16 protein-coding genes and 1 pseudogene are annotated in these 21280 nt (G+C 72.3%); 6 read left to right on the plus strand and 11 right to left on the minus strand.

The features are described from left to right. Nucleotides 1–86: 86 nt before the first annotated feature. Nucleotides 87–419: pseudogene (locus Voc01_RS53685) on the minus strand (GrpB family protein); the annotation flags it as partial. Between Voc01_RS53685 and Voc01_RS43215 the strand changes: the two are divergent. Continuing rightward, nucleotides 343–2370, plus strand: a complete 2028-nt coding sequence (locus Voc01_RS43215; protein ID WP_203933552.1) for an Hsp70 family protein — start codon at nt 343–345, stop codon at nt 2368–2370. The pseudogene Voc01_RS53685 and the gene Voc01_RS43215 sit on opposite strands and share 77 nt — an antisense overlap. Here the strand turns inward: Voc01_RS43215 and Voc01_RS43220 are convergent. Beyond that, nucleotides 2367–3533, minus strand: a complete 1167-nt coding sequence (locus Voc01_RS43220; protein WP_203933553.1) for a TetR/AcrR family transcriptional regulator — start codon at nt 3531–3533, stop codon at nt 2367–2369. The two genes, Voc01_RS43215 and Voc01_RS43220, sit on opposite strands and share 4 nt — an antisense overlap. A gap of 33 nt (nt 3534–3566) precedes the next feature. Between Voc01_RS43220 and Voc01_RS43225 the strand changes: the two genes are divergently transcribed. After that, nucleotides 3567–4088 (plus strand): GNAT family N-acetyltransferase, encoded by a 522-nt coding sequence (locus tag Voc01_RS43225; RefSeq protein ID WP_239160911.1) that lies wholly within the window; start codon nt 3567–3569, stop codon nt 4086–4088. Here the strand turns inward: Voc01_RS43225 and Voc01_RS54485 are convergent. Next, entirely contained in the window at nt 4043–4921 is an 879-nt protein-coding gene (locus Voc01_RS54485) for a ThuA domain-containing protein (RefSeq protein WP_373873942.1), read from the minus strand. The genes Voc01_RS43225 and Voc01_RS54485 overlap by 46 nt on opposite strands. Before the next feature lie 10 nt (nt 4922–4931). Continuing rightward, nucleotides 4932–7535, minus strand: a complete 2604-nt coding sequence (locus Voc01_RS43235) for a TIM barrel protein (RefSeq protein WP_203933554.1) — start codon at nt 7533–7535, stop codon at nt 4932–4934. Between the two features lie 138 nt (nt 7536–7673). Here Voc01_RS43235 and Voc01_RS43240 point away from each other — a divergent pair, with 138 nt between their 5' ends. Beyond that, entirely contained in the window at nt 7674–9779 is a 2106-nt protein-coding gene (locus Voc01_RS43240) for an outer membrane protein assembly factor BamB family protein (protein ID WP_203933555.1), read from the plus strand. A 5-nt stretch (nt 9780–9784) separates the two neighbouring features. On the opposite strand, the gene Voc01_RS43245 is transcribed toward Voc01_RS43240, so the two are convergent. From Voc01_RS43245 to Voc01_RS43270, 6 genes are all read right to left on the minus strand, one after another. Then, complete coding sequence (locus tag Voc01_RS43245; protein WP_203933556.1) at nt 9785–10516, minus strand: ABC transporter ATP-binding protein; 732 nt, start codon at nt 10514–10516, stop codon at nt 9785–9787. After that, nucleotides 10513–12312 carry a branched-chain amino acid ABC transporter ATP-binding protein/permease gene (locus Voc01_RS43250; RefSeq protein WP_203933557.1) on the minus strand — a complete coding sequence of 600 codons (1800 nt, stop codon included), beginning with the start codon at nt 12310–12312 and terminating at the stop codon, nt 10513–10515. The genes Voc01_RS43245 and Voc01_RS43250 overlap by 4 nt, the downstream gene beginning before the upstream one ends. Then, complete coding sequence (locus Voc01_RS43255) at nt 12309–13178, minus strand: branched-chain amino acid ABC transporter permease (protein WP_203933558.1); 870 nt, start codon at nt 13176–13178, stop codon at nt 12309–12311. Before Voc01_RS43255 ends, Voc01_RS43250 begins: the two co-directional genes overlap by 4 nt. Continuing rightward, nucleotides 13178–14314: an ABC transporter substrate-binding protein gene (locus Voc01_RS43260; protein ID WP_203933559.1), complete on the minus strand. Its 1137-nt coding sequence runs from the start codon at nt 14312–14314 to the stop codon at nt 13178–13180. Before Voc01_RS43260 ends, Voc01_RS43255 begins: the two co-directional genes overlap by 1 nt. 33 nt (nt 14315–14347) lie before the next feature. Next, on the minus strand, nt 14348–16084 hold the full coding sequence (locus tag Voc01_RS43265; RefSeq protein WP_203933560.1) for a thiamine pyrophosphate-binding protein: 1737 nt from the start codon (nt 16082–16084) through the stop codon (nt 14348–14350). 64 nt (nt 16085–16148) lie between these two features. Next, nucleotides 16149–17618, minus strand: a complete 1470-nt coding sequence (locus Voc01_RS43270) for an aldehyde dehydrogenase family protein (protein ID WP_203933561.1) — start codon at nt 17616–17618, stop codon at nt 16149–16151. A 140-nt stretch (nt 17619–17758) separates the two neighbouring features. On the opposite strand from Voc01_RS43270, the gene Voc01_RS43275 reads away from it, so the two are divergent. The 3 genes from Voc01_RS43275 (at nt 17759) to Voc01_RS43285 (ending at nt 20744) form a co-directional block, all read left to right on the plus strand. Further along, nucleotides 17759–18529 (plus strand): IclR family transcriptional regulator, encoded by a 771-nt coding sequence (locus Voc01_RS43275; protein WP_203933562.1) that lies wholly within the window; start codon nt 17759–17761, stop codon nt 18527–18529. Between the two features lie 18 nt (nt 18530–18547). Beyond that, entirely contained in the window at nt 18548–19741 is a 1194-nt protein-coding gene (locus Voc01_RS43280) for a CaiB/BaiF CoA transferase family protein (protein ID WP_203933563.1), read from the plus strand. 187 nt (nt 19742–19928) lie between these two features. Further along, nucleotides 19929–20744, plus strand: a complete 816-nt coding sequence (locus tag Voc01_RS43285; protein ID WP_203933564.1) for a citryl-CoA lyase — start codon at nt 19929–19931, stop codon at nt 20742–20744. On the opposite strand, the gene Voc01_RS43290 is transcribed toward Voc01_RS43285, so the two are convergent. Beyond that, nucleotides 20733–21212 (minus strand): response regulator, encoded by a 480-nt coding sequence (locus tag Voc01_RS43290; protein ID WP_203933565.1) that lies wholly within the window; start codon nt 21210–21212, stop codon nt 20733–20735. The two genes, Voc01_RS43285 and Voc01_RS43290, sit on opposite strands and share 12 nt — an antisense overlap. Between the last annotated feature and the right edge of the window lie 68 nt (nt 21213–21280).

Below are 21280 nucleotides of genomic sequence, written 5' to 3' on the forward strand. Positions count from 1 at the left end.
GGTCGGTCGGCTCCTGCACCAGTGCGGTCTTCCGGCGGGAGTACCCGGGCAGCCCGGCGATCTCCCACTTGAGCCGCGTCGACGGTGTCGAGCGCGTCGACCGCCGCCATCAGGTCGATCACCGGCTTCGCCGCGAGCCCGGGAACGGCGGTCGAGCCGATGTGCTCCACCTCCACGACCGTGGTGGGCAGGGCTGCCCGGACCTCGACGATCGCCTCCTCCGCCAGGGCCGGCCACCGCGGGTCGTACTCGACGATCACGGGTTCGAGGGCATCCACCCCGCAGGTCCAGTCGGGTTTGCGACGTGATCGGTCCCGACCCCGAGGGCTATGCTCGGCGACCGTGACTACGCCGCGCCTCGGGGTCGATCTCGGCACGTCGACCACGATCGCGATGCTGCGGTGGCCCGACGGGCGCATCCGCCCGCTCCTGTTCGACGGCTCGCCGCTGCTGTCGTCGGCCGTGCTCCTCGGCGCCGACGGGTCGCTGCACACCGGACGTGACGCCGCCCACCTCGGCCGCGGCAACCCCGAACGGTTGGAGCCCAACCCGAAGCGCCGCGTCGACGACGACGTGGTGCTGCTCGGGTCGGCCGAGGTGCCGGTGCGCGACCTGCTCGGCGCGGTGCTGGCGCGGGTCGCGCAGGAGGCGAACCGGGTCGCCGGCCGGTTCGGCGAGCTGACCATCACGCACCCGGCGGCCTGGGGAGCGCGCCGCTGCGCGCTGCTGGTCGAGGCGGCCGAGCGGGTCGGGCTGGGGAGGCCGCGGCTGGTGCCCGAGCCGGTCGCCGCCGCCACCTACTTCGCGCACACGATGAGCGCCTCGGTCCCGGTCGGCAGCCGCGTCGTCGTCTACGACCTGGGCGCCGGCACGTGCGATGTCACCGTGCTGCGGCGGCAGCCGCACGGGTTCGACGTCATCGCCTCCGACGGTCTCAACGACGTCGGCGGCCTCGACGTCGACGCGGCGATCGTGGCGTTCCTCGAAGCGACGTACGGCGCGCTGTGGTCCGACGCGGTCAGCCGGCGACAGGTGTGGGACGAGGTCCGCAACGCCAAGGAGATGCTGTCGCGCACCAGCGGCACGGTCATCGCGATCCCCACGCTGGGCAAGGAGGCGCCGCTCGGCCGCGAGCAGTTCGACGGCCTGGTCGCGCCGGTGCTGCGTCCGACGGTCGCGCTCACCCGGTCGCTGATCCGCGACACCGGTACGGGACCGGCGGCGGTGGTCCTGGTCGGCGGCGCCAGCCGGATCCCGCTGGTGGCGACGATGCTGACCGAGGCGACCGGCCTGCCGCCGATCGTGATCGAGCAGCCCGAACTCGTGGTGGCCGAGGGTGCCCTGCACCTGCCACCGGCCGCGGGCGCGGCGGCGCACGTCTCGGCACCTCCCGCGGGGCCGGGCCAGGTCTCCGGTCCACCCTCCGGCCCCATGTCGGGCCCGATCTCGGGGCCCATCTCGGGGCCGCTGTCCGGTCCGGTGCCCGCGGCGTGGAGCGGACCGGCCACTCCGGTGTCCGGCGTCGCCGGTCCCGCCGGTCCCGTCTCCGGTGCGTTCGGACCGCCACCGTTCGGCGGACAGGGACCACCGCCGCCGTTCGGCGGACAGGGACCACCACCACCGCCCGGACCCCGCCCACCGGGACCGAGGTCGCGGAGCGGCCTTCCCCTCGTGCTGTCGATCGTCGGGATCGTGCTGGTGCTGGTGATCGCCGGCGTCGTCGGCGCGGTCGTGGTGCTGACCGACGACGACGGCCCGGGCGGGGCGAACCCGGCCAACCCCACCGCAGGCACCACCCGCACCACGCCGGCCGGCAACGGCAACGGCAACGGCAACGGCAACAACGGAGCCAACGCCGCGGCGAAGTACGACGCGACGAAGCTGCCCGAGAACCTGTGCCAGAGCATCGACCTCGGCGCGCTGGCGACCCAGTTCGACGGCCAGGTGTCCGAGCCCACCGCGAACCGGCAGCTCACCACCACGGTGTCGGTCCTCACGTGCACGATCAGCCGGCAGAAGGGCTCGACGGCGATCCTGACGCTGCTCGCGATGGCCAACGTCTACGGTGACCCGAAGCTCGCCGTCGACTACCAGAAGACGGCCCTCGACAACGCCAAGCTCAACGACGCGAGCACCCAGGTCCTCGACGGCGTCGGCGACGAGGCCTTCGTGACCCGCACCAGCGGCATCAACAACGCCACCACGGCCGCCCTGACGCTGGAGATGCGCGAGGCCAACCTGCGCTGGACGGTGTACCTGACCGCGTCGAAGTTCAGCGGCGGCGGCTGGACGGACCAGGAGCGGGCCCGGTTCTCCACCGACCTCGCCGCGGTCGTGAAGGCCAGCCACGCCAAGTACACGAAGTCCTAGGCGTACAGGGCGGCGAGGGCCAGCCGGGCGGTCTGCTCGTCGTAGCCCGCGCTCCGGTCGAACCGGCCCAGCCGGCCGAGGTCGGTCACCACGTTCAGCGCCGCGTGCACCAGGACGCCCGCGTCGGCGACGGGCACGTCGAGGCGCACGTCGCGCACGAGCCGTACCCACTCCTCGACGTGGCGGCGCTGCGCGCCGCGCAGCTGGTGCCGGTCGTCGGCGGGAAGGTTGTTGTTCTCGGCCAGGTACACCGCGACGAGGTCGCTCTGCCCGAACGCGAACCCGACGTAGGCCCGCACCGCCCGGTGCAGCGCGTCGGCCGGGTCGCTCGCCTCGGTGATCGCCGCGGTGGTCGCGGCCGTGAGCCGGTCGGTGGCGCGGTAGTAGGCGGCCGCGAGGAGGTCGGCCTTGCTCGGGAAGTAGCGGTAGACGCTGGACGCCTGGACGCCCGCGGCGCGTCCGATGTCGTCCATGGCGACCGAGTGGTAGCCGTGGCGGCGGAACAACGGGATCGCCTCGGCCAGCAGCAGCTCCCGCCGCGAGGCCGGCCGCACGGAGGCGTTCGGCGTGGGACGGCGCCGGGACGGCAGGCGCGGCGGGTCGGCGCGCAGCAGCGTCCAGGCGACGCGGGTCAGCAGCCGCTCGGTGGTGGTGCCGGTGGCCGACAGCCGGTGGGTGCTCACGCTGCCGACCGCGCTGAACGCGGCGTTGACCAGCAGGTCGGCCTGTGCGGGGCGCAGCTCGGGCCGCTGGGCGCGCAAGGGGGTGGCGAGCCGGCGGACCAGCCTGGTGAGGTCCCGCTCGAACTCCTCGCGGTGCTCCGGCGTCAGATACCGCCCCTCCCACTGGTACAGGCCCGCGACGCGCCGCCGACCGACGGCGACCCCCGCGACGGCCGACAGCAGGGCGTCGAGATCGCCGGCCGCCTCGGTCGCGGCGAGCAACGCACCGGCGAGGTCGCGGGTGACGTGCACGAGGATCGCGTACTTGGTGGGGAAGTGCCGGTAGACCGCCGGCCCGCTGATGCCGACGGCGGCGGCGATCTCGTCGACCGACACGCCGTGGTAGCCGCGCTGGCAGAACAGCTCGGCACCGGCGAGCGCGATGCGGTCCTTGCGGTCCTTCGGCCGTTTCGCCGATGGGGGACCCGCTGGTGACCGCATGTGCCAACCGTAGTGGCAGGTACCGTGTGGCCGGTGACCGAGCTGGAGACGCCGCGCCTGCGCCTGCGCCGGTGGCGCGCCGACGACCTCGACGCGATGGCGCGCATCAACGCCCATCCCGACGTGCTGCGCTGGATCGGCAACGGCTCGGGCCACGGCCGGTCGGAGACCGCCGCGGAGATCGAGCGGTTCGAGTTGTTCTGGCGCGAGCACGGCTTCGGCCGCTTCGCGGTGGACGACCGCGCGACCGGTGAGCTGCTCGGCTTCGCCGGCATGTCGATACCGACCGACGTGCCGGAGATCATCCCGGCGGTCGAGATCGGCTGGCGGTTCAAGCGCTCGTCCTGGGGCCAGGGTTTCGCCACCGAGGCCGCCGGGGCGGCGCTGGGGTTCGCCGCCACGGTCGGCCTCGAGCGCATCGTGGCCGTGCACGTGGTCGGGAACGACGCGTCGGCGCGGGTGATGCAGAAGCTGGGGATGCGCTTCGAGTTGGCGTCGGTCGACACGATCTACGGGTTGCCGGTCCACGTGTACGCCATCGACCTGAAGCCGTAGGAACCCCCGCGATCGTCGTCGATCGCGGGGGAGGGCTCAGCGGCAGAAGGGCGTGCGGCCCATGGCCGACTCGATGCCGCCCAGCACGTGGCGGAGGAAGTGGTCGTCGCCGGGCATGGGGGCGTCGGACCAGGCCTCGACCGCGTGGCCGAGCGTGGTGACCCAGGACCGCCCGCCGTCGTAGTACTGGCACCACGACACGGGGTGGACACGTCGCGGCGGCTCTGCGTGACGACCGTGCCGGGCTGGTTGCGCCCGTGGTCGTAGTAGTTGGCGCCGCCGAGCAGGCCCTCGTACCACTCCCAGTTGTACTCGGTGCCGAAGGCGTTGTGGATGCCGACGAACCCGCCACCGCCGCGGATGTACTGGCGCAGCGCGGTCTGCGCCGGGTCGTCGAGCGTGTCGCGGGTGGTGCTCATGAAGATGACGGCGTTGTAGCGGAACAGCCGCGACGGCGAGTTGAGCTGGGTGACGTCCTCGGTCCAGTCGACGGCGAAGCCGTTGTCCTGCCCCAGTTTCACGAGCGCGCTCTGCGCGGCGTGCGCGGGCGTCAGCGGCGGGTTGAGGCCCGCCGGCAGCGCCGGGCCGAGGTGGGCGTGTCGGGGACCGGCGGTGCGGCTGTACACGAGCACCCGGTAGCCGTCGGTGGCGGGGCGGAAGTTGCCCCAGTCGTGGTAGCAGTCGGGGTCGGTGCCCCGGCAGACGCCGTAGTCGGGCGTGCCGAGGTTGCGGGCGCCGTCGTCGCGGGCCCGGTCGGCGGAGCTGGGCACCGAGGTGGCGAGCAGGAGGAGCGCGGCACCGATCGCCGCGTGCAGGAAGTGGCTGCGTTTCACCGGAGGCTCCTTACGGAAGCGAGAGGTAGTCGCGGGCGGCGGTGATGGACAGGCGGGCGTGCTCCTTGCCACCGACCTGGGCGACGAGGGTCGCCCGGGGGATCTCCAGCGCGTAGGGCAGCCCGGGCGGCAGCGCGTCGAGGATGCCGCGGACGTCGATGCCGCCCTCGCCGGGGAACAGCCGCTCGAACCGGGCGGTGTGGATGAGGCCCTCGTTCGTCGGCGGCACGCCCGGTGGCGCGTCGCAGACGTGCACGAAGTGGAACCACTCCGCCGGTAGCTGGCGGAGGTCGGCGAGGCTCGACCCGGAGCGGGCGAAGTGCAGCAGGTCGACGAGGATGCCCGCGTTGGGCTGGTCGGCGCCGCGCAGCACGCGCACCGCGGCGCCGAGGTCGGGCGTCTCGGTCCACGAGGGGAACTCGAGGTCGACGGTGAGGCCGAGCGGCCGGGCCAGCTCGCACAGCTGCGCGAACCGGTCGGTCTTGCGGGCCCGGTCGGGGTCGGGTAGCTGGGTGATGACGTGGCGCGCGCCGAGCTCGGCACCGGTGTCGAGGAAGCGTTGGAAGTCACGCGGATCGTCGTGCGGGCTGATCCGGGCCAGCTCGATGTCGAGCACCTCGATGCCGGTCGCGGCCAGGCGCACCTTCGTCGTGCGGAGCAGGGCCGGGTCTGTCGCCAGCGGATAGTGCGGCTCCTCGCGGGTCACCCGGGTCAGGCGTAGGCCCACGTACCGGTAGCCGGCGTCGGCGGCGGCCTCCACGAGCTCGGGCGGCGACAGGCTCAGCGCCGTGAGGTGGGCCAGCGAGTAGTCGCGGTGCGGCGTGGAGTCGGGCGGGCGCAGGGAGTGCAGCCGGCTTTCGCGGTGGGCCACCATCCGCACCGGCACACCGGCCGGGTCGCCGTAGCCGGTGTACCCGCCGAGGCGCTGCACCACCGCGAAGAAGACGCGCGACCCGAGCATCTCGGTGTAGAAGTGCAGGTATCCGCCGGATGCGTCGCGGTCGTAGAGGATGGAGTGCTTGCGCAGCGCCGCGAGCAGGTCGGGCGCGAGGTCGTACCGGGCGTCGAGGTCGTCGTAGTAGTTGGACGGGATCCGCAGCACCGGCGCACCGAGCGCGTGCATCGCCTCCGCGCTCGCGATGGCGTCGTCGGACCGGAACGCGATGTGCTGCGGGTACGGGATCACCGGCGCCCAGTCGCCGCGGCGCAGCGGCGCGGTGTTGAGAATGATGCGCACGCGGCCGGTCGGGTCGGTCGCCGCCCGGCCGCGGATGAGCCCGAAGGGCGCCGGGATCTCGGTGGTGGCGGCCGCGCGCAGACCGAGGACGGTGCGGTAGAACAGCGTCGTCTCGTCGAAGTCGTCGAGCGGGTCGGTGAGCACGATGTGGTCGGTGCCGGTGATCCGGCCGCCGCCGGCGTCGACGGTTCCGGTGCGGTCGAAGTCGCGCCGCCAGGGCTCGTTGCCCACGAGGAAGACCGCGATGCCGTCCGGCGCGGCGACCGACATCAGCTCGGCCTCCTCCGGCCGGCGCAGCCGCGGCAGCACCGGTGCGAGCAGCCGCTCCGCCCGGCGCACCGACTCGTCCGGATCGGTGCTGCCCACCGCCAGCGCGCAGATGGTCGCCGTGCCGGGCGCCATCGTCCGCTGCGCGGCGAAGTTCAGCAGGATCCGGGCGCTGCCCTGCTCCCACAGCTGCACGGGCTTGGACCGGTGCTGGCCGGTGTGTGCGAAGCCGAGCCCGGTCAGCGCGCGTGCGACGGCGGGCCCGGAGAGGTCGTCGACGGCGACCTCGGTGAACACGTGCCCGGTGAGACCGGGCGGCGGTGGCGCGCCGGCGGACAGCAGGTCCAGCAGCGACCGCATGCCGTCGATGGCGGCGTGCCGCGGGTCCGCCTGCCGGTACACGTCGTTGACGACCTCCAGCGACAGCGGACCGTCGTAGCCGGTGCCCAGCACCGCCCCGGTGAACCGCGGCAGGTCGAGCGAGCCCAGCCCGGGGAGCAGCCGGAGGTCCGCGTCCGGTCGCGGCGCGTCGGCCAGCCGGACGTGGAAGATCTTCGCGCCCGGGATGACCCGGATGCCGGCGACATCGTCGGTGGACAGCGCGCGGACGCTGTCGAGGCACAGCCCGAGCGCGGGGTGGTCGGCGGCGCGCACGATCCGCCAGGCGCGCCGGTAGGAGCTGACGAACCGGCCGGAAGCCTCGTAGGCGATCCGGATGCCGCGGCGGTGGGCGCGGTCGGCGAGCGCGTGCAGGTGCTCGGCGGCGAGGTCGTCGTCGTCGACCGCGTCGGCGGACTCCGTCGCGGTCACCAGCAGGGTCGTGGTGCCGAGCTGGTCGAGGACGTCGAGGGTGCGCTCGGCCCGGCGGAGGGCGGCCGCGAACGCGTCGGGCGGCACCGCCTCGACGTCACGCAGCGGTTGGTAGACGTCGATGGACAGGCCGCGTCGGTCGCACTCCTGCCGGATCCGCCGGGGCGACCACGAGGACGCGACGAGGTCGCGGTCGAACAGCTCGATCCCGGTGAAGCGCGCGGCGGCGGCCGCGGACAGCTTGTCGTCGAGGGTTCCGGAGAGGCAACCGGTCGCGATGGTCAGGCGGTGGCTCGGCACGGGAACCTCCTTGGTCCATCTAATGGACCGACAGCGCCGAATATATCGACGGCACTCCCTAGCACGCAAGAAAAAACTGGCCTACGGTGTCCGTCTAGTGAACCAATTAATCCATCTAGTGGTCCGACGGGAGACGCGATGGCGCAGATTGACCGGCGACACGTCCTGAAGGGTGTCGCTGCCGCGGCCGCCGTCACGGCCGTCGGACCGCCCGGTGCCGCGCACGCGACGACGGGACCGGGCGCCGCCGGCCTGGCCCGCTTCGACACCCCCGGCGACCGCGACTTCCCGAAGGTCGGCGGCAACCTGGGCAACCAGAACTACACGTCGCTGCGCCGCGTCGACCGCGGCAACGTGCGCAGGCTGCGCGGCGCGTGGCTGAACCGCATCGAGGGCGGGATCACCGAGGGGAACAACGAGAGCACCGCCGTCGTCGTCGACGGCGTCATCTACATCGAGTCCGCGTTCGGCAACGTGATCGCCGTCGACGGTGCGACCGGACAGACGAAGTGGCGCTACGACCAGACCCGGGGAACGCTGGTGCGCCGCGGGGTCGCGGTCGGCGCCGGCAAGGTGTTCACGAAGTCCAACGAGAACTACGTGATCGCCCTCGACCAGGCCACCGGCCGGGTGGTCTGGGAGCGCCGGGTCGAGGGGTTCGGCAACATCGAGAAGGTGGCCGTCGTGTACTGCGACGGCATGCTGTTCTGCGGCACCAACGACGGTCCGCGCGGCGCGGCCGTGGCGCTCGACGCCGGCACCGGCGAGGTCCGCTGGCACTTCTGGGGCACGCCGGGACCGGGCGAGTTCGGCCACGACACGTGGGAGGGCGACTCCTGGACCGAGGGTGGCGCCACGCCGTGGATCCACCCGGCGGTCGACCCCGAGCTCGGCCTGACCTACTGGACGTTCGGCAACGCCCGCGGCTTCAACTCCTCGCAGGACGGCTCGCGGCGCGGCGGCCAGAACCTGTTCGCCAACTCGTTGGTGGCCCTCGACCTGAAGACCGGGGCGTACCGCTGGCACTTCCAGTCCATCCACCACGACATCTGGGACATGGACAACGTGATGGCGCCGGTGCTCGCCGACGTCCGCATCCGGGGCCGGCACCGCAAGGTCGTCGTCTACGGCAGCAAGTCCGGCATGTTCTTCATCCTCGACCGCGTCGACGGCTCGGCGCCGCTGGGCGTCGTGGAACGGCCGGTGCCGCAGGAGCCACGGCAGAAGACGTGGCCCACCCAGCCGTTCCCCGTCCAGGGCGGCTGGACCGAGCAGCGGCCCGTCGAGCAGCCGCTCGGCACCGAGGTCCCCGGCGACCCGAACAGGGCCGTGCCGAACTACGTCGTCGGCTCGCTGTACACGCCGCACTGGGACGTGCCGATCCTGTCGATCCCGGGCCACGGCGGCGGCGCCGACTGGTCGCACCTGTCGTTCAGCCACCGCACCGGCCTGGTGTACACCGGCTACGGGTACGTGGCCGCCGCCCACTCGCTCACCGAGTCGAGCAACGGGTTGCGGCCGCCGGGGGAGTACCAGACCGGCGGCGTGGTCGCGGTCGACGTCGGCACGAACCGGGTGGCGTGGAGGAAGCGCATGCCGTACTCGCTGGCCCACGGCAACGGGATCCTCACCACCGCCTCGGATCTGCTGTTCATCGGCCAGCCCGACGGCAACCTGCTCGCGCTCGACGCGCGCACCGGGCGCGAGCTGTGGCGGTTCCAGACCGGCGCCGCGATCAGCTCCAGCCCCGTCATGTACCGCGTCGGGAACGAGGAGTACCTGGCGGTCTACGCCGGCGGCACCAACATCCCGTACGGCGCGACGGCTCCGCGCGGCGACTACCTCTGGGCGTTCCGGATCGGCGGCGCCCTCGGGCCCGTCACGGCGCCGCCCCCACCGGTCGTGCGCCGTCCGGTGCAGGGCGCCGCCGTCGAGGGCGCGGTGGTCGCGGACACGGTCACCATCGGACGCACGTTCAGCGCCGGCCAGGTCGGCGTGACCGAGTCGTTCGCCGTCAACGCGATGGCGCCGACCCACCTGCGGGTGCCCGTCGGCACCGCCGTGACGTTCACCAACCCGGCCGGCAACGCCGGCGCACGGGGCGTCACCCAGTTCTTCGAGGGACTTTTCGACGTGCGCCTGAACCCCGGCGAGTCGTTCCGGTACACGTTCGACCGCCGGGGCGAGTACTTCTTCAACGACCCGGCAAGCCCACGCTCGACCGGCAAGGTCGAGGTGTACTGACGGTTTCACAGTCCCAGGTAGATGCGCCGGACCCGCGGATCGTGCGTCAGGTCCGCGGACCGGCCCGACATCGCCACCTCGCCGTTCTCCATCACCAGGCAGGTGGTCGTGGCCTCGAACGTCAGCTTGGCGTTCTGCTCCACGAGCAGCATCGACAGGCCCTGGCCGTTGAGCCGTTGCAGCACACCGAGAATCGTCTCCACGAGGATCGGTGACAGGCCCATCGACGGCTCGTCGAGCAGCAGCAGCTTCGGCCGGGACATTAGTGCCCGGCCGATCGCCAGCATCTGCTGCTGCCCGCCGGACAGCGCGCCGGCGAGCCGGTCCTTCATCTCGCCCAGTACGGGGAACAGCTCGTACACCTCGGTGAGGCCGGCCCGGGTCTGCGCGTCCCACTTCCGCGCGTACGCGCCGAGCAGCAGGTTCTTCTCGACGGACAGTCCGGGGAACACGTGCCGGCCCTCGGGGACATAGCCGATGCCGTGGCGCACCATGTCGCGTGCCCGTACGCGGCTGAGATCCGTGTCGCCGAACCGCATCGCGGTCACCCGCCGCGGAACCAGGCCCATCACGGCCTTGAGCGTCGAGGACTTGCCGGCGCCGTTGGCGCCGATGACGCCCACCGACTCCCCGGCGGGCACGGTGAACCCGATCCCGTCGACGGCCCGGACACCTCCATAGTGGACACTCAGCCCCTCGACGGTGAAGTCCATCGTGGACGTCGTGAGCGCCGTCATCGCGCCACCTCCTCGTCGACCGCCCCGGCGACGTCCTCGGACATGGCGGAGTCGCCGAGGTACGCCTCCACCACCTGCGGCGCCCGGGCCACCTCCGCGGGCGTGCCGTCGGCGATGACCCCGCCGCTGGCGAGCACCGTGACCCGCTCGCACAACGACATCACCAGCCCCATGTTGTGCTCGATGACGACGACCGTGACCCCGCTCGACCGGATCGACCGGACGATCTCCCCGAGCTGGCGGACCTCCTCGCCGTTGAGCCCGGCGGCCGGCTCGTCGAGCAGCAGCAGGCGTGGCCCGCGGGCCATCGCCCGCGCGATCTCGACCCGGCGCTGGGTGCCGTACGGCAGCTCACCCGGAGCCGAGCCGGCGAACGCGGTCAGCCCGAACCGCTCGAGCAGCTCGGCCGCCTGCGCGTGCAGCGCCCGGTCGTGCCGCCACACCCCGACCTGCCACAGCGCGTACCGCCAGTTGCTGGCGACCGACGTCCGGTCGAGCGCGACGAGGATGTTGTCGCGCACCGACAGCATCCGGAACAGCCGCAGGTTCTGGAACGTGCGCGCGACCCCGAGCCGGGCGAGTACGTGCGGGCGGGCGTTCGTCACGTCGCGGCCGGCCAGCAGCACCCGGCCCTTCGTCGGCCGGTACAGGCCGCTGACGACGTTGAACAGCGTCGTCTTGCCGGAGCCGTTCGGGCCGACGATGCCGCGGATCTCGCCGGCGTCGACGGTCAGCGACACGTCCTGCAGCGCCTTCAGCCCGCGGAAGTGCATGCTGACGTCGTCGACGCGCAGGATCGTTCCCCCGGCCGGTCCGTCGGCTTCCGGGAACGGGACGAACGGGCCGAGCTTCGGGATCGTGCCCTTCCGGGTGCGGAACCGTCCGGCGATCCGGCGCGGCAGGCTCGCCAGGCCGGTCGGCGCGAACACGACCGTGAGCACCACGACCGAGCCGTAGACCACCTGCGCGTAGGTCGGGTAGTCGACGAGCACCTCGCGCAGCAGCGACAGGGCGACCGCGCCGACGACGCACCCGACGAGGCTCTGCCGGCCACCGATGATGACCATCGCCAGCAGCAGGAACATGTTGGCGATGCTGAACGTCTCCGGTGCCACGTACCGGATGAGACCGGCGTAGAGCACACCGGCGACGCCACCGTACACACTGGACAGAAGGAAGGCCATCATGCGCAGCTGCGGCACCTGCACGCCGACCGCGCCCGCGGCCAGCGAGTCGTCGCGCATCGCGCGCATCCGGCGTCCCAGCGGGGTGTGCACCACGAAGAGGCCGAACGCCAGCGCGAGGGCGAAAACGACGAGCTCGACGTAGTAGAAGAAGTAGTCGTTGCGCAGGTCGAGGCCGAGCAGTTCCGGCGCCGGTACGCCGGTGATGCCCTCGGCGCCGCCAGCGACGTGCGCGTTGGTCACCCAGTTGATGAGCGCGAGGGCCAGCCCGAGCGTGACGATACCGAGATAGTGCGACTGCATGCGCAGCGCCGGGGTGCCGATCAGCAGCCCGATCGCGGCGGCGATGAGCATCGCCAGGGCCGCCGCGGTCCAGAACCCGAAGCCCGCGCGGGTGGTGAGGATCGCGGTGGCGTACGCGGCGACGCCGAAGAACGCGATCTGCGCGAGGTTGATCTGGCCGGCGATCCCCATCACGAGCCCCAGCCCGATGGCCAGGATCGCGAACAGGATCGTCACGTTGGCGACGTGGATCATGTAGGAGTCGAGCTGGTAGGGCAGGAGCCAGGCGAGGATACCGAGGGCGGCGACGGCGCAGATTCGCAGTTTCACGCCCGGTTCACCGTCTTCTCGCCGAAGATCCCCATGGGGCGCACCATGATGAGCACGGTGAACACCAGGAACGTGACCAGCTGGTCGTAGCCCTGGAAGTGCCCGGCGGCGAACGAGTCGAGCACGCCGATCGCGATGCCGCCGACGATCGCGCCGGGGATGCTGCCGAAGCCGCCGAGGATGGCCGCCGCGAAGCCCTTGATGCCCAACGTTCCGCCCATCGCCGGGCTGACGTACAGCAGCGGACCGACCAGTCCGCCGGCCAGCGCGGCGAGCGCGGCGCCGAGCATGAACGCGATCGCGTTGCTGCGGCCCACGTGGATGCCGACCGCGGTGGCGGCCTCGTGGTCCATCGCGACCGCCTGCATCGCCGCGCCCCGCTTGGTGACCTGGAGGAAGTACACGAGCAGCGCGGTGGCGACCGCCGCGATCGCCAGCACCACCAGGTCGTACGTGCGGATGCGCAGCCCCGCGATGGTGATGGGCGCGACGGCCACCGGGTTGGGCACGGCCCGTCCGGTGGCGCCCCAGATGATGATGGCCAGCGCCTCCAGCACGATGCCGAAGCCGATCGTGCCGATCAGCATCAGGTCGAAGTCCTTGTTCTCCAACGGTCGCAGCACCCGTTCGATGAACACGCCGATGAGCCCGGTGACCGCCAGCGCGATCACCATCGCCAACACGAACGGCAGCTTGGCCGTGAGGTAGAACGTCGAGGCGATGTAGGCACCGATCATCACCACGTTGCCGTGGGAGAAGTTGACCAGACCCATGGTCCGGAAGACGAGGGAGAACCCCAGCGCGACCAGTGCGTAGATCGCGCCGAGGCTCACCCCGCCGATGAAGGTCTGAAGGAAGACCTGCATCAGCCGGCCGCCGCCAGCTTGCCGCCCTTGATGAGGCCGATCGTGGTGACGAAGATGCCCACACCCGTGTCGTCGTAGGCGAAGTCGCCGAGCAGGCCGTCGTGCTTCGTGGCGCGGATCGCGTCGGCGAGCTCCTGTCCGGTCGCGATGCCGCTGTTCTTCAGCGCGGTGAACATGATCTGCGCCCCGTCGTAGGCCTTGGCCCCGTGCAGTTCGGCCTCCTCGTTGAAGGCCGCCTTGTAGGCCGCGGCGAACTTCTTCGACGCGTCGCTGATGTCGTTGCTCAGGTACGGCGAGCTGACGATCGTGTTCTCGACGTTGGCGGCGCCGGCGGTGTCGACGAACACCGGCGTGCCCTGCGGCGCGGCACCGGCGAACGGCGCGGTGATGCCGAGGTCGCGCGCCTGCTTGACGATGAGGCCCGACTGCACCTCCTCCGCGCCGATGAAGATCAGCTGCGGGTTCTTCTGGCGGATCGTCGTGAGCGCCGCGCTGAAGTCCTTCTGGTCGCCGGTGACGACCTGGTCGTCGACCGGGGTCACGCCGCGGCTCTGCAGGGCCTTGAGGAACGCGTCGTGCTCGCCCTTGCCGTAGCCGCCGTTGTTGGTGATCATCGCGATGCTCCGGATGCCCTTGGTGTCGACGATGTACTTCGCGAGGGTCTCGTCGTAGGTGGTGCTGGTCGGGCCGTTCAGGAACAGGAACGGGCTCTTGACGGCCACGAGGCCCGGCGACTGCCCCGACGTGATGTTCGGGATCTTCGAGTCGCGCAGGATCGGCGCCATCGCGATGGTCACGGCGCTCTCCGCGGTGCCCAGCATGGCGATGTAGCCTTCGCTGGCTATCTTGCGGGCCAGGTTGGTGCCGACGGTCGGGTCGCCCTGGTCGTCGAACACGCCGAGCTCTATCTTGCGGCCGTTGATACCGCCGGCCTTGTTCCACTCGTCGGCGGCCAGGCGGACGCCCTTGAGCTCCCAGGCGCCGAGCGAGCTGAGCTGCCCGCTCTGCGCGTTGACGACGGCGATCTTGATCGGGCCCTCGCCCGATCCCTTGTCTTCGTTGTCGCTTCCGGGTGCGGCGCAGGCGGTGAGGAGGATCGGGGTGGCGAGGACCAGTGCGAGGAGGGGCCTGAACATAGTCACTCCTGTGTGGACGGTGGTGGAAGGCGGTCAGTCGAAGGCGCCCTGGTAGATGTCCTTGATGTTCCAGTGACCGGGGGTGGGTACCGGTTCGTTGACCATCGGCACGTCGAGCACCGCGGGTCGGCGGCGAACGACTGCTGAACGGAGCGCGGCGACGAGGTCCTCGGGCCGTGCGATGTCGTAGCCGTCGGCGCCGCAGGCGCGGCCGAGGGCGGCGAAGTCGGGGCTGTACGGGTTGCCGTCGGGGTCGCGGAACTCGCACCCGTAGCTGTGGCCGAAGTTGGCGGCCTGCAGGTCGGCGATCGTGCCGTGGGCACGGTTGTTCATCACGAGGAAGATGACCGGCAGCCCGCGCTCGACGGCCATCGGCAGCGCGGGAAGCTGCGCGCTCATCCCGCCGTCGCCGATGAGCGCGACGACGACGCGGTCGGGGTCGGCCAGCTGCACCCCGAGCGCGGCGGCCGGTCCGAAGCCCATCGTGGAAGCGCCGCCGGGCGTGATGAACCGCCCCTCGGCGGGCAGCGGGTAGCACTGGGCGACGCCGTTCTTGTTCCAGCCGACGTCGGTCACGAGCACCGCGTCGGCGGGCAGCGCGGCCCGGACGTCGGCGAGGATGCGCTCCGGTCGCAGCGGGAACCGGTCGCTGCGGCCGCGTTCGGCGCTGCCGGCGAACAGGTCCGTCCGCGCGGCGGCGATCGTCGCGCGGACCTCCGGCCGGGCTGCACCGGGCAGCCTGGTGGCGGCGTCGGCGATCGCCCGCACGGCAAGGGCCGCGTCGGCCACCACTCCGATCTCGACCGGGTAGTTGCGGCCGATCTCGTCGGGGTCGAGGTCGATCTGGATGAGCCGTGTCGGCGGGAACCGCCACGTGTGGGCGGGGTCCCAGGAGCTGGCGTCGGTCTCGGCGAACCGGGTGCCGATCGCGAGCACGACGTCGGCGTCGAGGGTGTAGCGGTTGGTGGTCTCCGTGCCCCAGAAGCCCGGCATCCCCAGTACCAGCGGGTGGTCGTCGGGTACGGATCCCTTGGCCATCAACGAATGCGCGATCGGGAGGTCGAGGTGCTCGGCGAGGCGCACCAGCGCGTCGCGGCCGGCGCCGCGGGCGAGGCCGCCGCCGAGGTAGACGAGCGGACGGTCGGCGCCGGCGAGCATCGCCGCGATGCGGTCGGCGTCGTCGGCGGGCAGCGCGGGCGCGGTCGCCGTGACGGGCAACGGGTACCGGCCGGCCTCCCAGCCGGGCAGGGGCCGGGAGAACAGGTCCATCGGTACGTCGAGCAGCACCGCACCGGGCCGGCCGGCCGTCGCCGTCCAGAAGGCGCGTTCGAGGTACCGCGGCACGTCCTCGACCCGGTGCGCGTGCCACGCCCGCTTGACGAACGGTCGGAAGATCGCGGTCTGGTCGGCGTCGTGGTGGAGGTTGACCTCCTGGTGCGGATGCCGGCCGTACATGTAGGACGGAACGTCGCCGGCGATCGTCACCAGCGGCACCGAGTCGAGCGCGGCGGTCGCGACGCCGGTGACGGCGTTCATCATGCCGGGGCCCACGTGCACCAGCAGCACACCGACCCCGCCGGACATGCGCGCGTACCCGTCGGCGGCGTGCGCGGCGGCCTGTTCGTGCCGGGCGATGACGAACTCGACGCCCACCTCCTCCAGCGCGGTCAGCAATGCGATGTTGGTGTGGCCGCAGGTGCCGAATACGTACTTCACCCCGTACGCCTTCAGCTGCTCGGCGACGGCCCGCGCGCCGGTCACGTCGCTCATGCCTCTGTTCCTCCAAATCCCGCACAAGAGCGGCGGAATGAACGCCTTCGCTTCGCTACGGCGCTCACTCCGCGCCCCAGATCGACATGCCGCGCAGCAGCAGCGTTTTCACGACGGTGAAGTCCTCGACCATCGGGCCCGGCGACTCCCGCCCGAACCCGGAGTCCTTGACCCCGCCGAACGGCACATGGTCGAGCCGGAAGTTCGACGAGCCGTTGACGACCAGCCCGCCGACCTCCAGTTCGCGCCACGCGGTCAGGACCCGGCCGAGGTCGCGGGTGAACAGCCCGGCCTGCAGCCCGTAGCGGCTGGCGTTGCAGACCTCCACGACGTCGTCGAAGTCGTCGTAGGGCAGCACCGCGACGAGCGCGCCGAACACCTCGTGGACGACGACCGCGGCGTCGGGCCGCGGCCCGACGACCACGGTGGGAAACACGGTCGCGCCGTCGCGGTCGCCGCCGATCGTGACGCGGGCACCGTCGCGCACCGCGTCGGCCGCCCACGAGACCACCCGTTGTGCCGCGGCGTCGTCCACCATGGACCCCACGTCGGTGGCCGGGTCGGCGGGGTCACCGACCACGAGCGTGCCGACCGCGGCGGTCAACGCGTCGACGAAGTCGTCGTAGCGCGAGCGGTGGACGTAGATCCGCTGCACCGAGATGCAGCTCTGGCCCGAGTTGGAGTAGCCGGTGCGGGCGCACACGCCGGCCGCGGCGCCGATGTCGGCGTCCTCGCACACGACGGTCGCGGCGTTCCCGCCCAGCTCCAGCACCAGCCGTTTGGCACCGGCGGCCCGGGCCACGGCCGCGCCCGTCTCCGCGCTGCCGGTGAAGCTGACGACGCTGACCTCCCGGAGCCCGCACAGCGCCGCGCCGACGTCGCCGCCGCCGTGCAGCAGCTGCACCGCCTCGACCGGCGCGCCGGCCTCGAGGAGCATCGCCACCACGGCCGCCGAGGTGGCGGGCGCCTGCGGCGGAGCCTTGACGATCGTGGTGTTGCCGGCCGCGAACGACGCGCCGAGCTTGTGCGCCAACAGGTTCGCCGGCGCGTTGAACGGGGTGATCGCCAGCGCCACGCCCGCGGGCGCCCGGTAGGTCATGGCGGTGTTGCCCACGCCGCGGGCCCAGCCGGCGACCGGCAGCACCTCGCCGCCGATGCGGCGCGCCTCGGCGGCGCAGACGGTCAGCGTGTCGGCGACGCGGTCCAGCTCGCCCCGTCCGTCCTTGAGCGGCTTGCCGAGCTCGCGCGCGATGAGCCGCGCCACGTCGTCGCGCCGCTCGATCGCGAGGGCCGCGGCGCGGTCGAGGATGTCGGCGCGCGTGGCCGGTGCGAGCCGGCGCATCCGGCGGGCGGCGGCACGCGCGTAGGCGCCGACCGGCACCACGGCGGCGGCGTCCGCGGCGGGCGCGCGGCTCACCGTCGTGCGGACGTACGGGCCGACGCGGTCGAGCGTCGGACCGTCGTCGACCCAGGCGCCGGCGATCAGCGCGGGGGCCGTGGTGACGGTCGTCGGTTCCAGGAGGTTCGAGAGCACACGGGCTCCTCTGGTCAAGGAGTCTGGTCCACTGAGTGGTACTACTAGACCGCTGTACGGACTGGCTGTAACGTACGGGCGTCGGCTGGTTCTGGCAAGGGGGAGAATCGTCGCGGCATCCGAGACGAGAGTGGGGAACCGTGAAGGTGGAGACCGCCGACCAGCAGGGTGTGCGCAGCGTCCAGCGCGCGCTCGACCTCCTGACGCTGCTCACCGCCGAGCGTCCGATCGTGACCATCCGCGAGTTCGTCGAGGCGACCGGGCTGGCCAAGACCACGGTGATCCGGCTGGTGTCCACATTGGAGCAGGCGGGCCTGCTGTGGGCGACGACCGGCGGCTACATGGCCGGCCCCGGCCTGTGGCGGTGGGCGCACCTGGCCCAGCGCAGCTGGGAGCTGCCGCCGGAGACCCAACGCGGCATGCGCGACCTCGCCGCCCGCCAGCGCGAGACCGTCAACGTCTACGTGGTACGCGACATCTACCGCGTCTGCATCGCCCAGCAGGAGAGCCCGCAACCGTTGCGGCACGTGGTGCACGTCGGCGACGAGCTTCCCCTGTGGGCCGGCGCCACGGCGAAGGTGCTCCTGCGCGACGCGTCCCCGTCCCTGCTGGAACGGATCGCCCGCAGCTCGCCCTACGGCGCCGGCCACGTGCGGCGCCTGCGCGAATGGATCGACGAGGCCGCCGTGCGCGGGTACGCGGTCAGCCACGGCGAGCGCGAGGAGGGCCTGTCGGCCGTGGCCGCGCCGATCGTCGGCCGGTCGGGTTCGGTGGTCGCCGCGCTCAGCCTCAGCGGGCCGACGCTGCGCTTCACCGACGCCCGGGTCGAGGAGTTCGCCGCCGAGCTCCGGCGCATCACCCGCGAACTGTCCGAGCGCGGCTTCGACCATCCGCTCGGAATGGCTCTGTAACTGTTGAGGAGGCCGCTGATGGCGCACCGACCACTCGCCGGGACACGCGTGCTGGACATGACGAATGTCCTCGCCGGGCCGTACTGCACGTACCAGCTCGCGATCCTCGGTGCGGAGGTCGTCAAGGTCGAGATCCCCGGAAGCGGCGACCTCGCCCGCCAGCTGGGGCCCGACCCCGCGCTCAACCGCATCGGCCTCGGTACGTCGTTCCTGGCCCAGAACGCCGGCAAGAAGTCGGTCGAGCTCGACCTCAAGTCGGCCGACGGCCGCGCGTCGTTCGAGGAGCTGGTCGGCGCCGCCGACGTGCTGGTGGAGAACTACCGCGCCGGTGTCCTCGCCCGCATGGGCTACGACTGGCCGCGCCTGAGCGAGCTCAACCCGTCGCTGATCTACTGCGCCATCAGCGGTTTCGGCCAGCACGGCCCGATGAGCCAGGCGCCCGCCTACGACCAGATCATCCAGGGCCTGTCCGGGATGATGAGCATCACGGGGACGCACGACAGCGCGCCCCTGCGCGTGGGTTTCCCGATCAGCGACTCGGTCGGCGGGCTCATGGCGGCCCTGTCCATCACCGCGGCCCTCGCCGGCAGGCACCACGACGGGCGCGGCCGGTGGCTCGACGTGTCGATGCTCGAGGCGTCGCTGTCGGCGATGGGATGGGCCGTCTCCAACTACCTTGTCGGTGGCGTGGAGCCCGAGCCGATGGGCGACCAGAACCCCACCGCCGCCCCGTCGGGCACGTTCGAGGCCGCCGACGGGCCGCTGAACATCGCGGCCAACCGGCAGGAGCAGTTCGAGAGCCTGTGCCGGTGCGTCGGCCGGCCCGACCTCCTCACCGACCCGCGCTTCGCCGAACGCGACGCCCGCAAGGCGCACCGCGACGAGCTGAACCGGGAGCTGAACTCCGCGCTGGGCGGGCGTTCCGCTTTGTGGTGGGAGCGGGAGCTCAACCGGGTCGGTGTGCCCGCGGCGCGCGTCCTCACGGTTCCCCAGGCGGTCGGCCTCGACCAGTTGGCGCACCGGCAGTTCTTCGCCGAGGTGCCCTTCCCGGGCGACGGGCACCGGCAGGTGCGGCTCAGCGGCACCGGCGTCCTCATCGACGGGCAGCCGTCGCGCCCCACCGCCGCGGCGCCGCTGCTCGGCGAGCACAACGACCAACTGCCGGAGATCGTCCGGCGGTGGCGGGTCTCCGGTGACCGTGCGGTGCGCTGACATCGGCTAACGCCCGACCGGGAGGCTCCGGCCCATTGGCCCTCCTTGTTGTACGAACTAGTACGTTAGTTATCGCGCCAGGCGGTGTTCCGCGTCAAGGACCGATCGGCGTGGACTACCAGGACGGTGGTCCATCTGTCGGTCCTCGCGTACCGTGTAGCGTTCAGCATCGAGGAGAGGTGGCGGGGTGGAGACGACCGGCACGGACGGGACCGCCGAGGTCGCCCGGTGGTGGGCGACCGCCATCACCCACATGGCGCCGGGCGTCATCGAGCTGCGGGGCCGACCCGTACAGGACCTCATCGGCTGCGTCGGGCTCACCGAGATGGTCTGGCTCATGCTGCGCGGCCACCTGCCGGAGCCGCCCCAGGCGAAGCTCCTCGAGGCAGCCCTCGTCGCCGGCGTAGACCACGGGCCCCACGCGCCGTCGATCGCCGCCGCGCGGATGGCCGCCACCTGCGGCGTCGGCCTGAACAACGCGATCGCGACCGGCGTGAACCTCCTCGGCGACTCGCACGGCGGCGCCGGCCAGCAGTGCGTCGAGCTGCTCCACGACGTCCGCGCGGCGCAGGCTGGCGGAGCCGACCTCGACACGGCGGTCGCCACCGTGATCGCCGCGTGGCGCGAGCGGTCGCCCTACCTGCCCGGCTTCGGCCACCGCTTCCACCCCGTCGACCCGCGCCGGGACCCGCTGCTCGGCCTCGTCGACGGAGCGGTCGCCGACGGCGTGGTCGAGGGGCACTTCGTCACCGCGGCCCGGGCCGTCGAGGCGGCGCTCGTCCGGCCGGGCCGGCGGCCCGTCCCGATGAACATCGACGGCGCGACCGCGGTCATCTACGCCGAGCTCGGGTTCGCGGCGCCGCTGGCCCGCGGGCTGTTCGTGCTCAGCCGGAGCATCGGCATCCTCGCCCACGCCTGGGAGGAGACGCAGACCGGCCGGCGCAACAAGGGCCCGATCCCGCCGACCGTGCTCCCCGAGTACCGACCGACCTCAGCGGGGTGACAGGACCACCGTGATGCGGGCGACCAGCTCGTCGGTGCCGACCGGCTCCAGGATGATGTCGTGCGCGGCGGCTCCGGCCAGGCGCGACACGGCGGGGCCGGCCGCCGCCGCGCCGTAGCAGATGATCGGCAGGTCGCGGAGCCACTGGCGGACGCGGGCCTGCGCGACGAGCTCGATCATCGACGGGTCGGGCAGGGTCGCGTCGACCATGATGAAGTCGAGCCGCCGGTCGGCGATCAGCGCGAGCGCCGTCGGCAGGTCGGCGGTCGGGATGATCTCGAAGTAGGGCTCGAGCCGCCGCGCGACCTCGTGGCCGTCGATCCGGCCGCGCCGGTCGTGCTGGACGAGGAGGGCGACCGGCCGCTCGGCGTCGGCGCCACGGACCCGACCCTCGACCTCGGACCGGGGATCATCGGAGGGCTGATGGATGGACCGACCGCGGGACGGGCCGTCGGCACTTCCAGCCATGACCCTGAGTATCCGTCGCCGCTCGGTGGCTGTCGAATCGAACGGCGACGGGGCCGCTCGTGCCGGAC

The sequence above is a fragment of the Virgisporangium ochraceum genome (assembly GCF_016863655.1).
GTDB lineage: Bacteria > Actinomycetota > Actinomycetes > Mycobacteriales > Micromonosporaceae > Virgisporangium > Virgisporangium ochraceum.

Bases quoted from the DNA above. Each gene is read 5' to 3' on its own strand.
- Voc01_RS43260 (WP_203933559.1), bottom strand. From the start codon at position 14,314: ATGTTCAGGCCCCTCCTCGCACTGGTCCTCGCCACCCCGATCCTCCTC.
- Voc01_RS43265 (WP_203933560.1), bottom strand. From the start codon at position 16,084: ATGAGCGACGTGACCGGCGCGCGGGCCGTCGCCGAGCAGCTGAAGGCG.
- Voc01_RS43290 (WP_203933565.1), bottom strand. From the start codon at position 21,212: ATGGCTGGAAGTGCCGACGGCCCGTCCCGCGGTCGGTCCATCCATCAG.
- Voc01_RS43255 (WP_203933558.1), bottom strand. From the start codon at position 13,178: ATGCAGGTCTTCCTTCAGACCTTCATCGGCGGGGTGAGCCTCGGCGCG.
- Voc01_RS43240 (WP_203933555.1), top strand. From the start codon at position 7,674: ATGGCGCAGATTGACCGGCGACACGTCCTGAAGGGTGTCGCTGCCGCG.
- Voc01_RS43280 (WP_203933563.1), top strand. From the start codon at position 18,548: ATGGCGCACCGACCACTCGCCGGGACACGCGTGCTGGACATGACGAAT.
- Voc01_RS43220 (WP_203933553.1), bottom strand. From the start codon at position 3,533: ATGCGGTCACCAGCGGGTCCCCCATCGGCGAAACGGCCGAAGGACCGC.
- Voc01_RS43245 (WP_203933556.1), bottom strand. From the start codon at position 10,516: ATGACGGCGCTCACGACGTCCACGATGGACTTCACCGTCGAGGGGCTG.